Raw genomic sequence first — 17,678 nt, forward strand, 5'->3', positions numbered from 1 at the left:
TCAAAGGAATTTAGCGAACTCTTCCGCCACCTTGTGGAGCGCCGCCCATTCCACCATTCGTTGTTCCTGTTGTAATTCCACTTTCATTCATATTAGTAATTGCAGTTGATATTGTTGCCGTTACGATATCTTTGCCAGCATTTGTAATTGTATATGCACTTCCAGTTTTAATTGCTGCTGTATAAACAACAACACTAGCATATGTTTTTGATGGTGTATATTCAAATACTGTATTACCACTTGAATCTTTTATTGTATAAATAGATTTTGCTGCTTTTGCTGTTGAAAATATCATTAATATTGTAACTCCATTTGTTGCAGTGGAAGGAGCTTGTGCCATTCCGCTTGAACCAGCAGCAACTAATGTACCGCCTGAAATCGTGAAGGTACTGTCATAATCTAGTGGACCATTTCCATTATCGGTAGGTCCATCTACACAAACAGTTCCGCCTGTCATAGCCATAGCACCATTTGAATCAAGGCCATCACCTCCAGCATTAACATATAGCGTTCCACCATTTATATTTACTTTACAACTTGAGGTTGAAGCAGAAGCCTGCCCTCCAAAGCCACCTGTGCTTGAAGAACTTCCATCAGATGCATTTAATCCATCATCGCTGGAAACAAGCTTGATATCCCCTCCGTTAATTGTGATTGTTGTACCCTCAAGACCTTCGTAACAGGTTGTGATATTAATAGTTCCACCATCGATTTGAACCAAATTATCTGCATGAATAGCGTCATCGCCTGTAGCTATTTCAAATGTGCCACCGCTTACAAGTGCCGTGCCAGAGGTGTGAAGAGAATCGTCTTGTGCATTAATTGTAAATAGACCACCACTTACATATAAATAATTGGTTGCTTTAAGTGCCTTCATACTATCTGAATCACCAGTGGTAGCTGTTGTAGCGGTCGTTGTTGTTTTACCCATCATATTAGGCATATTGGATTCGGTCTTTGCTTTGGCAGCTGTACTTCCACCACCAGTCTTGATTGTAAACGTACCACCTTCAATTTTTAGAATGTTTTCAGCTTGAATCGCATCATTTTTTGAAGTAATAGTAATTGTTCCGTTGTTGATTAAGATATCACCTTTTGTTGTATCAGTGTCATAAGTTGATTTCAAACCGTCACCACCAGAATTTATTATTAGGGTACCATTATATATATTTAGCAAATCTTTACCGATTATACCATCATCAGTAGCTGTAATATTGAGGTCACCAGAGATCATAATCAAACTATCTTTTGAAGTGATACCATCATTGTAACCTGCATTAACCGTTAATTTTCCAGAACCATTGATTACCATGTCAGCAGTTGAGTAGATTGCGGCTGAATACTCTTCATCAGCGGTAGCAGTCCTTGCTTTGTCTGTAACCGTATTTGTAGTTCCCTCAGCGATTGTAAGTAAGACTTTCTTTGCTTCAATCACATTAATCGGTGCCGTTTTTGAATTCGTAATATTAGCATTGTTTAAGATGATTCTTACTGTTCCTTTGTCTGTCGCATTTACTACTATCTGACCTTCACTAATTGTTCCTGACACAACATAGGTACCTGCTTGCGTAATGGTCACTACCGAGCCGCTTGCAGTTGCACCACTTCCAGATACCGAAGCACTTGAATTGCTTAAAGTAATGTGAGTAGCTGAACTGTCAGTCCAAGTTGATACAAAATCTTCATCATCATAGGTGGGTGTAAGATTCTGCGTATTTGTTGATTCTACAATTTGAGTAGCTGAAACAGTTGTATCACTAACACTGTTACTATCCGTAGTGGATTTACAACCGATCAAACTAAAAGCAGCTAAAGCACATATTAAAAGTAATGCACTAAATCGCCTTATATTTCTCATATAAACTCCTATCTGTCCTTTTTTGCGGACAATCAAATAAGGGATGTGAAAAACACTAGTTTTATTTTTCACTTTATTACATTCCTTATATGTTTCGTATATATGGATTTTACAATTTATCATTGTAACAAATGTGACTAAATTGTGGAATCAATGTGAATTTTTTTTTGAAGTAATTTTCTATTGTTCTGATAAAAAGACATTTGGACTATTAGAATCGTATATACAGACTCTATATTCTAAAGGATTATTCATATCTCTATAAACATTTGTTACAACAATCGCATGACCTTTACCAGTAAGAACAACTGCTAATACTCCCTATTTGTATGTTTCGATTTTTTGCTGTTTGAATTCTTTGAAATTTCATGGCAGATATCGCAAGGTGTATAAAATTTTGAACTATCAATGTTCATACCATTGTTATTGGCACATGTTAAAAGTTCGCTAATGCCTCCATGTAATAATGCATTTGTATATGGATTCCTAAATGGATCATAATTACTAATAATATCGAGAATATGTTGTTTTCTTATATTTCCAATAGGAAAACTACATACGATTATATCTCCATTTGGATTCACGGATATTTGATTGATTTCTGTTAATTTTGAGGTGTATGGTGCCTGACCACACTTGAAATTCATATCAATAGGTTGCTTTTTAAAATATTGAGAAAGGTATTTTAAAGCGTTTCCAGCTGGAAATATATTATTTCCGGAACTCACTTTTAACTTTAATTCATCAAAATAAGAAATACATTCTTTTGTTTTTCTATTATATGAATTATCATTTTCTTCATTAATTACCCATGCTGGATGTAAACGTAATTTATTCTGATAAATTTTATTTAATGCTTCAGCAAACATATAAACTTTCGGCAATGGGATAAATTCTTCATGAAAACAATCTACAGAGAGCATTATATCATTGACACCACTATCTACTAATAAAGCAGCAACATTGTTGATTTTTTCATTATCCTTTGAAAAAAATCCATTAGTAATAATTTGGCGAACAGGAATGTCACATTCTTTCGCCTTTTTATGTATTGCACATGTGATATCAGGAACCAACAATGGTTCCCCTCCAAATGTCATAACTGATTCTATTTCGAACACTTTTGACAGTTCCTCTAACAAATCAGTTGCACTATCAATATCCAAACTTTCATTTCCTTTTTCATCACCAACAGAGCAATGCTTACATTTGCTAGTGCAACAATGCGTAACCGTAAATTCAACTCTCTTCACGTTTTTAATATATTCATTTATCTTTTCCATTACAAATCCCCCCATCTCCTAATCCCCTGTTCTTCTGTTCGCCCGGGCGACCGCCTCCGGCGGTACGCCAACTTTCATCCGTCAGCCACAAAGCAAACTTAGCCCCTAATCGCTACTAATGCAGTACGTTGCATCAACGCGCAGACACGGGGGCCATCTAGTTATGCTAAGTACGTAGTTTAACGGACACGGCTGCAAATATGTGTGCAGCCAGCCGACACCGCAGGTGTCAGGCTGAGTCGCATACATATTTGCAGCCGTGTCCGTTAATCGAAGTATGTGCATAACTAGATGGCCCCCATGTCGTCCGTCCCACCAACCTACAAATTAGTCTTCACAATCCGTGGACGAAGCCCATTTTCTTCTAGCTTTTCAACAATTTCATTTTTATGTTCATGACCAAATGCCTCAAGCGTAATTCTAAGCTCAACTGCAGCATTTCTATTGATGCTTACAAACTGATTGTGTTCAAGTTTTACAACATTGCCTTTTGCTTTTGCAATAATATCAGCAACACGAACAAGTTCACCTGGTTTATCTGGAAGAAGAACGGAAACTGTGAAGATTCTATCTCTTTGAATCAGACCATGCTGAACGATTGATGACATTGTAATAACATCCATGTTCCCACCACTAAGGATAGAAACAATCTTTTTATCTTTCACTTCAAGATGTTTGATAGCAGCTACGGTCAAAAGTCCTGAGTTTTCTACAATCATTTTATGATTTTCTACCATATCGAGGAAAGCAACAATTAACTCTTCATCTTCAATTGTTATGATATCATCTAAGTTTTGTTGGAGGTATGGAAATAACTTCTTACCTGGAGTTTGAACAGCAGTACCATCTGCAATTGTACAAACATTTTGTAAAGTTACAACTTCACCAGCGTTAAGTGATTCCTGTAGACAATTAGCGCCGGCAGGTTCAACACCGATTACTTTTATGTGAGGATTGAGAAGCTTTGCAAGTACAGAAACACCTGTTGCTAATCCGCCGCCACCAACTGGTACTAATATGTAATCAACTGTAGGTAATTCATTAATAATCTCCATTGCAATTGAACCTTGACCAGTTGCAACATCCAAATCATCAAATGGATGAATAAATGTAAGTCCTTTTTCTTTCGCAAGTGATAACGCATATTCACATGATTCATCATATACATTTCCGTATAATATAACCTCAGCACCATAACTCTTAGTTCTGTTTACCTTGATTAGTGGAGTTGTAGTTGGCATAACGATGATAGCTTTCGCGCCATAGATTTTGGCTGCATAGGCTACACCTTGTGCGTGATTCCCAGCAGATGCTGTAATTAATCCTTTTGCACGTTCTTCATCTGTAAGTGTACTGATTTTGTAATAAGCGCCTCTTACCTTATAAGCCCCTGTATATTGCATGTTTTCCGGCTTGAAATAAATACTATTTCCGCTTTGTGCACTAAAATATTCACTGTAGACAAGATTCGTCTGGAGTGTAACCTCTTTTACTTTTTCTGCAGCCTCTTCAAATTTTTTTAAAGTTAACATCCTAGATCTTCCTTCCTATTTGTAAGCAAATTGCTTGTTTTGTGATTTCTTTATGATAAAGCTATATCTAAGTTTATACTTCGATAGATACATAAACTATATTGTATTTACAGCTATTCTTCGTTTGATGCATCAAATAATGCATTTACAAAATCGTTTGAATTAAACTTTTGTAAGTCTTCCACTTTTTCGCCAACACCAATGTATTTAACGGGGATTCCGTATTCTGCTTGAATTGCAATAGCAATACCGCCCTTTGCAGTTCCATCCATCTTCGTTAGAATGATTCCAGTAATATTCGTTACTTCCTTGAATTCCTTAAGCTGAGACAATGCATTTTGACCAGTTGTACCATCAAGCACAATTAGATTTTCTCTGTATGCATCAGAATACTCTCTTTCAATTACTCTGTCAATCTTTCCTAATTCGGCCATAAGATTCTTTTTATTATGAAGTCTTCCGGCTGTATCACATATAAGAACATCGGTTTTTCGGGCTTTTGCAGCGGCGATTGCATCAAATATAACCGCAGCTGGGTCAGACCCTTCATGCTGTGCAATGATCTCTGAATTCGTTCTGTGGGCCCATTCAGTTAACTGCTCAATTGCAGCAGCTCTAAACGTATCTGCAGCTGCCATAAGCACTTTTTTGTTTTGTGATTTCAAAAGTCCAGCTAATTTACCAACAGAAGTCGTTTTACCAACACCATTCACGCCAATCAACATAACGATTGATTTTTGATTTTCAAATTCGTAAGCATTTTCACCTAGATCCATACGCTCTTTGATACTCTCAATTAGGAGTGACTTGCATTCTTTGGGATCTTTGATTTTATTTGTTTTCACTTTTTCTTTTAAATCTTGAATGATAGCCATTGTTGCATGAACGCCAAGATCGCCCATAATAAGCGTTTCTTCAAGTTCTTCATAAAAGTCATCATCGATAGTTGTAAATGCACTAAAAATATTATCTATTCCGGAAACAATGTTATTTCTGGTTTTTGAAAGCCCTTCTTTTAATTTTGTGAAGAAGCCTTTTTTAACTGGTTTTTGATCGATTTCGCTACTGATATCTTTAAAGTTACTATCACTAGTATCACTATCACTAGAACTACTCAAATCTTCAAGCATTTTCATCCTCCGATATAAATTATGTGATTTATATATAAATATATATATGTATTTAAATTAGTCTCTAATATTAGTCTTTCTTTGAATCAGCCTTATCTAAATCATCTACGATCAGATCAACTGATACTAAGGTTGAGATACCCTTTTCCTGCATTGTAATACCATAAAGCCTATCTGCAGCGGCCATTGTACCACGTCTATGAGTGATAACAATAAATTGCGTATGTTTCGTAAGCTTATGTAAATAATTGGCATAACGAGCAACATTTGAGTCATCCAGAGCGGCTTCAATTTCATCTAATAGACAAAATGGTGAAGGCTTTAAGTTTTGGATTGCAAATAATAATGAAATTGCTGTAAGCGATTTTTCACCACCAGACAACTGCATCATATTTTGGAGCTTTTTCCCAGGCGGTTGAGAAACAATTGTTATTCCTGCCTCAAGGATATCTTCTCCTTCAACGAGCTCGATAGTACCACGTCCACCACCAAATAACTCCTTAAACACTTTATCAAATTCATCTTTGATTTCATTGAATTTGGATTCAAACTGAATTCTCATTCCAGTATCAAGTTCTTCAATGATTTTAAGTAGTGTATTCTCTGCTTCAACCAAGTCATCTTGTTGCTTTTTCAAGAACTCATAACGCTCTGAAACATTTTTATACTCTTCAATCGAGTTGACATTCACATCACCTAATGATTTGATCGTATTTTTTAACTGATTAATCATCTTTTTAATTTCACTTAAATCGGTAAGGTTTTCATCACGCAACTTAGCAGCTAAACTAAATGTGATTTCATACTCGTTCCACATATAATCAATTTGAAATTCATAAGTTTCATCCAGCTTTTCTTTTTGTGAATTCAATCTAAAACACTCTTTATCCAAATTGCTGATTTGTTGACTAAGAGTCTCTCGCTTATCAAAAAATGCCTTGTGGCTGTTTTGAACCTTGTCTCGTTGTGTTTTAAATAAAATGGTTTTCTCTATACATTCGGTTATTTGCTTTTGGGCATCATTGATCGTTAGTTGAATAGTCTCTATTGATTTATTCTTTTCTGTGATTTCATTTCCAGTTTCACCCATTCGACTCTGGAGTTCTGTAATTTCATCATGTAATTCCATAATTTCTAAATCTATACGATTCATATTTTCTTGAACAAATGAATTTTTCTGCGCCAATTCTGAATATTCAATATGAATTGCTTCGACGCTGGAGCTATGTTTTGACTCATTCGATTTTTCTAACTCTAATTGTGCTGATAAATCATTAATTGTAAATTCAGTATCACTCGTCTTAGAGTCCAACGCTTGCATATCATTATTTACAGCTAGCAGATTACCGTTGATCTCTTCGTTTTGTCGATCGATTTCTGCTACTTCGTTTGCGCTATCACTATAAGATGCTATTATTTCATCTTTTTTTATAATAGCCTGCTTATAGTTCATTTCAATTGTGTTTTTGCTCAATTGCTTTTCTCTAAGTCGTTTGTTGTTAATATCTAGTTGTTCTCTAATTTCAGAAACAGTTTTTTTGTTGTCAGCAAGAATCGCTTTCTGCTCTTCAATGGACTTTGTTATCGCTACAACACTTACCTTTAATTCTTCAATTTCACGGCGACGTCCAAGTAAATTACTTGAGTTTTTAAATGCACCACCAGTCATTGAACCACCTGGATTAAGTTGCTCGCCTTCTAACGTAACAATTTTAAGCGAATATTTGTATTTTTTAGCAATCATTAAAGCGTTATTAATATTGTCAACTACAAGGACTCTACCAAGTAGGTATTTTGCAAGATTTTCATATTCAAATGATACTTTTACCAGATTGCTTGCGATGCCAATAACGCCAGGTTCCTTAATGCAAGCATCCTTTTCTAAAGTGTTTTTATTCGAAATAGAAGCCAATGGTAAAAAAGTAGCTCGTCCAAATTTGTTGACTTTCAAATATTCAATTAGGTTTTTAGCCGTTTGTTCATTATCTGTAACAATATTTTGAATTGTACCACCAAGTGCAGTTTCTATAGCAACTTCATACTTTTTCTCAACTTTAACGATATCTGCAATAACACCTAGTATACCTGGTTTTGAAGATTTTAATTCCATAATCTTTCGAATACTATTACCGTATCCATCATATCGCTCTGTAATATTTCTTAAAGATTCAAGTGTAGATAAGTCTTTGTGATACTGCTGTTGTTTCTTATCAATCGTAGCAAGTAATTCAGTTATTTCAGACTTAATTTGAATTACTTTATCATCATAGTCTTTTATAATAACAGTTAGATCTTTTATATCATTATTAACTTGATTCAAATCATTAATTAAATCTTTGATTATAATGTTTTGACTGCCTTCTTCACTCTTGCCAGTAATAATTTTGCTATTTAGTTCAGATTTTCGAATATTAATCTGCTCAAGCATAGTCTGATAGCGTTGGTTTTTGGCTTTAACAGAAGATTTTTCATTCAGAATCTCGAAGATTTCATCTTTATTACTTTCAATATTCTTCGTTAGTTCTTCAATCGTTGCAACAATCGTGTTTCGAAAACGATTCGCGGTATCTTCTTTTTCGTTTATTTCCTGCAATTTTTTTGTGATTTCAGCTTTTTCTTCAGTGAATTTCTGATTGTTTTCTATACGTTTTGCAATATCATCATTGATTGAGGAAATTCGTTCACTAAAATGTTTGTCGTTGACCTGAATTGTTTTGATTTGCTCATTTAAGACATTAATCTGGCCTTCTAGACGGCCTTTCGCTAATTCTGAATCAGACTGAAGTGATGCTGTCGTTTCAATATCATTATTAATCTGAGACAACTGTAATTCAGCTTGCTCATATTCGGATTTCGTGTTTTCATAAGATGAATTAGCACTGTTAAGATCAGTGTTTGCAATTTCAAGCTTAATATTTAATTCAGCTAATACTGTTTTAATTCGATCAGATTCTAATAAAAATGAATTTACATCATATACTTTAAGATTATCTTTTAATTTCAGATATTCTCTGGCCTTTTCAGACTGCTTTTCAAGTGGACCTACTTGTTTTTCAAGTTCCATAAAAATATCGTTCACACGTACTAAATTCGCTTTTTCATTTTCCAGCTTCTTTTGTGCGGTTTCTTTTCTTCGCTTAAACTTAACAATACCAGCTGCTTCGTCAAATAATTCCCGACGTTCATCTGGTTTACCACTTAAAATCTTATCTATCTGACCCTGTCCAATAATGGAATAACCTTCTTTACCAATACCTGTATCATAGAATAGTTCATTGATATCTTTCAATCTACAGTTATGACCATTCAGTAAATATTCACTCTCGCCTGAACGAAACACGCGTCGTGTAACAATAACCTCATCATATTCAACTTGAAGTGCATGATCAGAATTATCTAGTGTAATTGATACATAAGCATATCCAACGGGTTTCCTTGTTTCCGTTCCTGCAAAGATAATATCTTCCATCTTAGAACCACGAAGCTGCTTTGCACTCTGTTCACCAAGTACCCATCTAACCGCATCCGCAACATTACTCTTGCCGCTTCCATTCGGACCTACAATCCCTGTGATACCATTGTGAAAATCGAATATAATCTTGTTGGCAAATGACTTAAAGCCCTGTACTTCTATACTTTTTAAATACATATATATCTTGCTCCCATCTGCCGCTTAAATTGTATTTCCTTTAATTTTTAAAATCGTATTATAAGCTGCTTGTTGCTCAGCTGATTTTTTTGTCCTACCTGTACCAATTTCCATATCTTTACCATCTACCACTACAATAACTTCAAATGTTTTACTGTGATCCGGTCCACATTCTTTCAATAGCTTATATTCAACTTCACTATTTTTTGCTTGAACAATCTCCTGCAAGATAGTCTTGCTATCAAAAAAGAGTTTCTTATTCTCTAAATCATTTAAAATGAATTTATGAATAAATTCTTTTGCATTAGCAAAACTACCATCTAAATATATTGCGCCTATTAGCGCTTCTAACGCATCAGAAGTGATTGAATCACGGTATCTTCCACCAGTCAGGTCTTCACCTTTCCCTAACATAATATAATCCCTAAGATGAATCATTCTTGCACAATAAGCAAGAGTAGGCTCACATACAACACTGGCTCTAATTCTAGTGAGATCGCCCTCATCCAAATCGGGATTTTCTTTGAATAAATATTCGCTTGATGTAAGTTCTAATACTGCATCACCAAGAAATTCTAGTCGTTCATTATCTTTAAACTTATTGCTTTTCTTCTCATTCGCATAAGAACTATGCGTTAGTGCATTTCTTAGCATCGTTATGTCCTTGAATTGATATCCAATTAATTTCTGAAATCCATTTAAATCGATGTTATGTCTCATTATTTCTCCTTTCCTTTGGCTTGCTTTTGAAAGACACAAGCTTTCATATTTTTATATCCAAACATGTCATAAGACTGCCCAATATAATTATTATGGCAGTCTTATAACACAGATTATATATTGGTTATATTCTAGTTCATAGCTGCTTTGATTTGATCAACAGCGTCTCCAACGGTTACGATTTTTTCAGCTGCATCATTTGCAATTTCGATATCGAATTCTTCTTCCATACCCATAATAATTTGGAAAATATCTAAAGAATCAGCTCCCAAATCATCTACAAATGTAGTTTCTATCGAAATATCATCAGCCTCAACATTTAAAACTTCTGCAATAATTTTCTGTATTTTTTCAAATTCCATAATTAATATTCCTTCCTTCATATCAAACTGAGTTTTATTCTTCCTTACTAGTTGCTTCATTACTAGTTACTTCTTTATTAAGTACTTCTTTTTTTACGATGTCTTTACCGATTATTTCTTTGATTATTTCATTAATCTTATGTTCTTTAAATTTTTGGCATTGTAAAATCGAGTTGCAAACTTCCTTCGCTTTTGAACTACCATGTGTTTTGATTACTAAGCCATTCAATCCAATCAGTGGTGCTCCGCCATACTCACTTGCATCAAAAGATTTCAGTGTCTTTTTAAGTGCTGGTTTAACTAATAATGCACCAATTTTACTTCTAAATGATGACATCATTCCTTCTTTTATCTTGCCAATCAGCGTTGCTCCAAGGCCTTCGTAGAGTTTCAAAATAACATTGCCAACAAATGCTTCACAAACAATAACATCTGCATATCCGTTCGGAATGTCTCTTGCTTCAATGCTTCCAATAAAATTAATATCGCTGCACGCTTTTAGTAATGGAAAAGTTTCTTTTACAAGTTGATTTCCTTTTTCTTCTTCAGCTCCAATATTAACAATGGCAACAGTCGGGTTCTTAATACCCATTACATTCTCCATATATATTGAACCCATTTTAGCAAATTGAACCAAATGAGATGGTCTTGCATCCACATTTGCACCACAATCAACTAAAAGTGAAACACCGTCTTTGGTAGGAATTAATGGTGCTAGAGGAGGTCTTTCTACGCCTTTGATTCGCCCGACAATCAACTGTCCACCAACAAGTATTGCCCCAGAACTACCAGCTGATACAAATGCATCTGCAGTTTTGTCTTTTACCAAATTAAGTGCGACAACTAATGAAGATTCTTTCTTCTTCCTTATTGCCATAACTGGTGGCTCACAAGTTTCAATTATGTCAGGTGCATGTACAATTTCAATTTGATCTTTATTAAAGTTATAGTTAAGAAGTTCCTTCTTTATGACATCTTCTTTACCAACAAGAATAACTTTAATGTTCTCTTTTGCATTTACCGCATCAATTGCTCCATGTATGATTTCGACTGGAGCATTATCACCACCCATGGCATCAACGGCAACTATTACTATTTCGCCCATTATTTACCTCCTAGACGTTTCTTCTAATAATATACTAGATATCCTAACTAAAATCAAGAGGAAATATAATCATGAATTTTACTTGCCTTTCCTTCGAGCTACTTCGTATCCCTCAGCCGGTCTGCGTAAAATGCATGATTATATTGGGGGGGGGAGAAAAGCAAAGGAGGGGGGGGGTAGAATGAATATTCATTTATACGGATACGATTTGACTTGCCTTTCCTTCAAGCAGTATGTTTTTTACGAGCCTCAGAGATGATGAAAACTCTCACTTCGTTCGATTTTCATCTGAGTCTTGACAAAACATGAGCACTGCTTTCAGCCGGTCTGCGTCAGATCGTATCCGTATAAATGAATATTCATGGTTACATGTTGAGTGGGGGCGTAAAGTGCAAAAGAAGCGGGGCTGAGTTTTTGGATTTTCTACTGTTTTCATATGTTAATTTCACAATATTCAGGTAACAAACATAGAACAGACATAGAACAGACTACTCAATTTTGACTAGCCGGTTCTATGTCTGCTTTGTTTACTATGTTTACTATGTTTACTATGTTTGCTTTTTGTGATTCGGTGGTTGATATATACGTTGTTTGAGAAGGTGTTGCGCATAATCATGTTATATTAAGTAAATTGGTTGCTTCTCTAATTCTCTAATTCCCAAATATGGGGGTCTTTTCTAAAAGAAAGACAAGTTATTATGCCCATTATAGCGATAATAAAGAATAAGAAAGCTGCTCCGGATCCTTTTCCACTTCCAAAAATGCTTATTAAAAAGTTTTCGTTTGGAAGTGACGCCATGAGTGGTTCAAATATTTTGTCAACTAGGAATCCACCTAGAAAATAACCGATTGGTATTGTAAAGAATTGAAGCGTATTCCTTGCCGAAAATACGCGCCCCTGCATTGAAATTGGGATGTGATTTCTAAATAACACATCCATATTTGCATTCATAATCGGAATGCAAATCCAACCTAAAGCCGCACCGATACACCAAATGGGAATAGAACGCCCAAAAGCAAGGAAGAAATTTTCAGTACTCATGGAAACAAGCAATGTATTGCATATCATTCCCACTCGGCTCTTGGGCTCGGGTAATACAGAAATGATAATACTTCCCGCCAGTAATGCAACGCCTGTAACCGCATTAACAATACCAAGTGCTACATCTCCACCACCCTCTCTTGAAAGAATCATAGCTGGAAATGCCGCATTGTATACGGAAGCAATCAAATTAATAACTGCTAAAAATAGAATCAAATCCAAAATTCCTCTGTTTTCCTTCAGATACCATAGCCCGGCTCTTGCAGATTGCAATACGGTTTCATTCTTACTACTCTCATCTTGAAGCTTTGGTATTTTAACAAAACACATGAGTGTAAAAAACGCCACTGCAAAAGTTACCAAATCAAAAACAATGACTGCTTGAATGTTGATTAAGGTAAGCAATGTTGTTGCAATAATAGGGGTCAAAATGCTCACAATGGAATTTGAAAATGAGCGCATTCCACTGATCTTTTGATAATGTTTTTTTGGAGTTAATAGGCTAATTGTAACATCTGCAGCAGGCTGTTGTACGGTATTCATTAAACCATTTAAAGCATTGAGAAAATATAAATGCCAAATTTCCAGTCTACCGGTCTGCAGCAAAAGCAATATAGCGACTGTACACAGTGCTGCAAAGCTATCGCTCACAAGCATGGTAACCTTTTTGCTCCACTTGTCGCTTAACGCACCCGCAAATATGCTCATAATCACATACGGTGCATACGAGCAGACGGATAACAATGCTGTTGTAAGGGCTGAACCTTGTTGTTGATATGACCATATAATCAAGGAAAAGCTTGTCATGGAACTACCCAAAGCTGAAAACGATTGTGTAGACCATAAAATCAAAAAGCTATGAAGCTCTTTGAAGAGTGTTTTTAATTTTATCATATTGACTTTGCTCCTTTTAATTTTATAAATATAGAAAAATTAAAATGCAAAGTCCATTTGGACGGACACTATTTTATTGCTCCATACAGGTTCGTCCTCATCAGACTTTGCATGGAGCCGATACAATACAAAGCTTCATTGAATTCCCTTCCTTTCACATGTGCAATTTGTAATATATTTAATTGATAATAATCAACAATTTTGATGTTATTTATATAATTCATTCATATATTATCATCCTAGTTAGGAATAAAAGCCTCTTATCACCATTTGCAATTTTTTATCATTTTATAAGCTTTCCAATACTGAATTCTTTTCCATCTTCAGATTCAATATGAATTTCTGATATACCTACCTTTTTTTTCATCAGCAGTACAAACTTGGTATCCATAAATTCTCATTTTGTATTTCTTTTTAGAATCTGCGCCTATATCTTGAATATAAATTGAGTAGTCAACTTCCGTTGTCTTTCCATTTTCTACGCCCTTTCCACCACTAACTGGAAATTTAATTTTATCAATGTTAGTGGTTTTTCCCTCATAAATTGTATTACTTGAATTCATTATGATTACTTCCCCTAATTCTGACGATAGCATTTTATTATTCTAATGTCAATGACAACAATTCGACATTGATACAACCATTAAATGCAAAAAAAATAAGAGCTTCGGGTTACCGAAACTCTCACTCAATCAAAATTAGTCAACTTTGATAATTTCTTTTTTGTTGTATGATCCACAAGCTTTACAAACTCTATGAGGCATCATTAATGCGCCACACTTGCTACATTTAACTAAATTTGGTACGCTCATTTTCCAGTTAGCTCTTCTTTTATCTCTTCTGGCTTTTGAGGATTTATTCTTTGGACAAATTGACATAGTTACACCTCCTTATAATTGTTGTAAATATCTTGGATAGCAGCCATCCTAGGGTCGAGTACATGTCTGTCACAATTACATTCTGAAATATTCAAGTTCGCTCCACACTTCATACATAAGCCCTTGCAGGCTTCTTTACAAATAGTTTTGCTTGGAAAATTAATCAAAATCTCATCATAAACAAGTTTGTCCACGTCTAGATTGTATCCATTAATATAGTCTTGTTCTTCTAATTCTTTTACCTCGTCTGAAACATCATCACTCATATCTATGCTTTTCTCTATAGAAAAACGAATATTCGTTTTAACATCTTCAAGACATCTATCACAAGGAATATTGAAAGTCAAATCAACTTCTCCACTAATTGTTAACTTATTTTTAGCTATATTAGTAATAATAAGTTCAAGTGGTTGTTTGTCAACAATATCATATGTTCCAATGTTTGACTCATATACATTTAAAAGAATATCAGTCTGAAAAGTCTTGGTATATCCTACGTTTGATAAAAGTTCTGTTAAATTAATTAGCACAATTGTCTCCAATTCACACTATTTTATATATGCAAAAATAATCTTGTTATCACAAAATAGTCTACATTTTCCACACTTTTTCTATTATACGCATGGAGCCTGTATTTGTCAATAGAAATTTAGCAATATTTGCATTGTACTTGAATAGTAATTGCATAATAATTGTATTGTAATTTTGTTGTTATTGTATTGTAATTACGTTGGTATTATGCAGCATTTTAAAGATTACAATTATTTAACTAAATCAAGTGTTTCTCTAGCAATTGCAAGTTCTTCATTTGTAGGTATTACACATACTTTAACTTTAGAATCAGCAGTTGTGATAACGGCTTCTTCACCAACAGCAGCGTGGTTAGCTTCTTCATCAAGTGTTACACCTAAATATCCAAGGTATGCACATACCATTGTTCTTATATAGAAAGCATTTTCACCAACGCCGGCTGTAAATGCGATTGCATCAATACCATTCATTGCTGCAACATATGAACCAATGTATTTTGCTACACGGTAAGTATATGCTTGTAATGTTTCAGTTGCTAACTCATTTTTGTTATCCATAGCAGCTTTCAAATCTCTAAAATCGCTTGAGATTCCACCTGACATACCAAGTACGCCTGATTTTTTGTTAAGGATTTTAATCATTTCGCTGACTGAAATATTTTCTCTTTTTGAAACAAATTCAACAATAGCTGGATCCAAATCACCACTTCTAGTACCCATGATAAGGCCTTCTAGAGGTGTAAGTCCCATACTAGTATCTACACATTTGCCGTTAACTACTGCAGAAATAGAAGCACCATTACCTAAATGTGCAACAATTACTTTTGAATTGTTTATATCTAACCCAGCAAATTTGATTGTTTCTTTTGAAACAAAGCTGTGACTTGTTCCGTGAAAACCATATCTTCTAACATCATATTTTTCATAATATTCACGAGGAATAGCATAAAGATAAGCTTTTGGTGGCATAGTGCCATGAAATGCTGTATCAAATACTGCAATATTAGGAACACCTGGCATAGCAGCTTCGCAAGCTTCGATACCAATTAAGTTAGCAGGATTATGTAGAGGACCTAAGTCGAAACAATCTCTTATTACTTTCTTAACATCTTCGTTTACGATAATTGAATCACTGTAATATTTTCCAGCGTGAAGTACACGATGACCTACTGCATTGATTTCATTTACATTTTTAAGTACGCCATGATCTGAATCAACAAGAGCATCAAGTACTAACTTTACAGCAACATTGTGATCTGGCATTGTTTGTTCTACTTCATATTTCGCTTTTCTAGTTGGCTTATGTGTGAGTATTGAACCTTCAATACCGATTCTTTCAACAATACCTTTTGCTAATATGCTTTCATCTGTCATGTTTATTAACTGGTACTTCAATGATGAACTACCACAGTTTAATACAAGAATATTCATTTTATAAATTCTCCTTAATTTTCATTTCAATTTCTTAATTATTTATTTTGAGCCTGTAGAGCTGTAATTGCTACTACTCCAACGATATCATCTGAGAAACAGCCTCTTGATAAATCATTAACTGGCATTGCAATGCCTTGTAAAACTGGACCATAAGCGTCTGCTTTTGCAAGTCTTTGAACAAGTTTGTAACCAATATTACCTGCATCAAGATTAGGGAAAATCAATGTGTTAGCATGTCCGGCAACTGCGCTACCTGGAGCTTTTGATGAACCTACGCTTGGAACAAGTGCAGCATCTAATTGAAGTTCGCCATCAACTAATAAATCAGGATAGTTCTCTTTTGCGATTTTTGTAGCTTCTTGTACTTTCGTTACATCATCATGTTTCGCACTACCCATTGATGAGTATGAAAGCATAGCAACTTTAGGTTCTTTTCCTGTAAGCATTTTAAATGAAGCAGCTGATGAACCAGCAATTGCTGCTAATTCTTCTGCAGTTGGATTTTGATTCAAACCACAATCAGAGAATACGAATATTCCATCTTCGCCATATTCACAGTCAGGAACTTGCATTAAGAAGAATGCAGATACAAGCTTTGTACCTGGTTTTGTTTTAATAAGCTGAAGACATGGTCTGATTGTGTTAGCTGTTGAGTGACAAGCACCTGAAACAGCTCCATCAGCATCTCCGGCTTTACAAATAAGACATGCATAGTACATATAATCAGTTTCAATCGTAGTCTTTGCTTCTTCTGCTGTAAGACCTTTTGATTTACGTAATTCAACAAATAAATCAATATATTTCTGCTTGTTTGGATCATTAAATGGATCCACGATAGTTGCGCCTGAAATATCAAATCCTTTGCCGTTTTCTGCAATTTGTTCAGGTGTACCAATAATGATTAAGTTAGCAATACCTTCTTTTAATATTTTCTCAGCTGCTTCAAATGTTCTTTTGTCCATAGATTCTGGTAATACAATTGTTTTCTTGTCAGACTTAGCTCTGGCTTTTATAGTGTCAATAAATCCCATGATTTGTGACGCCTCCTTAAGTTTTTTTGTTATTCAGCATATTTTAATAGCTGATTCCGTTCATGAAAATACATATTGGTTATGAGATACATAATTCTCCATGATTCTTTAGATTATATAACATTTTCCCTATATTAACAAGTTTTTACTTTAATACAATTTATATACAAAATTATGCAAAATAACGTTATTAATTATTTTTCTCCTGTAATAAAGTCACCCATACGACT

14 protein-coding genes are annotated in these 17,678 nt (G+C 34.7%); all 14 read right to left on the bottom strand.

All coding sequences use genetic code 11. From position 1 onward, the window contains the following. Positions 1-10: 10 nt before the first annotated feature. The gene (locus tag BMY18_RS17015; protein ID WP_170841463.1) at positions 11-1,858 is read right to left on the bottom strand and encodes a carbohydrate-binding domain-containing protein; all 1,848 of its coding nucleotides are present in this window, start codon (positions 1,856-1,858) and stop codon (positions 11-13) included. A gap of 311 nt (positions 1,859-2,169) precedes the next feature. Continuing rightward, positions 2,170-3,141 carry a radical SAM protein gene (locus BMY18_RS17020; RefSeq protein ID WP_170841464.1) on the bottom strand — a complete coding sequence of 324 codons (972 nt, stop codon included), beginning with the start codon at positions 3,139-3,141 and terminating at the stop codon, positions 2,170-2,172. A gap of 320 nt (positions 3,142-3,461) precedes the next feature. Continuing rightward, positions 3,462-4,673, bottom strand: a complete 1,212-nt coding sequence (ilvA, locus tag BMY18_RS17025; protein WP_092456450.1) for a threonine ammonia-lyase — start codon at positions 4,671-4,673, stop codon at positions 3,462-3,464. A 113-nt stretch (positions 4,674-4,786) separates the two neighbouring features. After that, positions 4,787-5,809: a signal recognition particle-docking protein FtsY gene (gene ftsY, locus BMY18_RS17030; protein WP_408645350.1), complete on the bottom strand. Its 1,023-nt coding sequence runs from the start codon at positions 5,807-5,809 to the stop codon at positions 4,787-4,789. A gap of 64 nt (positions 5,810-5,873) precedes the next feature. Further along, on the bottom strand, positions 5,874-9,452 hold the full coding sequence (smc, locus tag BMY18_RS17035) for a chromosome segregation protein SMC (protein ID WP_092456456.1): 3,579 nt from the start codon (positions 9,450-9,452) through the stop codon (positions 5,874-5,876). A 24-nt stretch (positions 9,453-9,476) separates the two neighbouring features. Continuing rightward, positions 9,477-10,172 carry a ribonuclease III gene (gene rnc, locus BMY18_RS17040; RefSeq protein ID WP_092456459.1) on the bottom strand — a complete coding sequence of 232 codons (696 nt, stop codon included), beginning with the start codon at positions 10,170-10,172 and terminating at the stop codon, positions 9,477-9,479. Between the two features lie 131 nt (positions 10,173-10,303). After that, positions 10,304-10,534, bottom strand: coding sequence for an acyl carrier protein (acpP, locus tag BMY18_RS17045; RefSeq protein WP_092456569.1), 231 nt, complete (start codon positions 10,532-10,534; stop codon positions 10,304-10,306). A gap of 34 nt (positions 10,535-10,568) precedes the next feature. Then, positions 10,569-11,639 carry a phosphate acyltransferase PlsX gene (gene plsX / locus BMY18_RS17050; RefSeq protein WP_092456462.1) on the bottom strand — a complete coding sequence of 357 codons (1,071 nt, stop codon included), beginning with the start codon at positions 11,637-11,639 and terminating at the stop codon, positions 10,569-10,571. Between the two features lie 643 nt (positions 11,640-12,282). Further along, positions 12,283-13,575, bottom strand: coding sequence for an MFS transporter (locus tag BMY18_RS17055; RefSeq protein WP_092456465.1), 1,293 nt, complete (start codon positions 13,573-13,575; stop codon positions 12,283-12,285). Positions 13,576-13,904: 329 nt separating this feature from the next. Then, a complete protein-coding gene (locus BMY18_RS17060) occupies positions 13,905-14,138 on the bottom strand; it encodes a hypothetical protein (protein ID WP_092456468.1) in 234 nt (77 codons plus the stop codon). Between the two features lie 135 nt (positions 14,139-14,273). Beyond that, a complete protein-coding gene (gene rpmF / locus BMY18_RS17065) occupies positions 14,274-14,453 on the bottom strand; it encodes a 50S ribosomal protein L32 (protein WP_092456471.1) in 180 nt (59 codons plus the stop codon). A gap of 2 nt (positions 14,454-14,455) precedes the next feature. Further along, entirely contained in the window at positions 14,456-14,983 is a 528-nt protein-coding gene (locus BMY18_RS17070) for a YceD family protein (protein ID WP_092456474.1), read from the bottom strand. A 231-nt stretch (positions 14,984-15,214) separates the two neighbouring features. Further along, entirely contained in the window at positions 15,215-16,414 is a 1,200-nt protein-coding gene (locus BMY18_RS17075; protein ID WP_092456477.1) for an acetate/propionate family kinase, read from the bottom strand. Positions 16,415-16,452: 38 nt separating this feature from the next. Then, positions 16,453-17,448, bottom strand: coding sequence for a phosphate acetyltransferase (pta, locus tag BMY18_RS17080; RefSeq protein ID WP_092456481.1), 996 nt, complete (start codon positions 17,446-17,448; stop codon positions 16,453-16,455). Between the last annotated feature and the right edge of the window lie 230 nt (positions 17,449-17,678).

It is taken from the genome of [Clostridium] fimetarium (assembly GCF_900111235.1).
Classification (GTDB): domain Bacteria; phylum Bacillota; class Clostridia; order Lachnospirales; family Lachnospiraceae; genus Clostridium_N; species Clostridium_N fimetarium.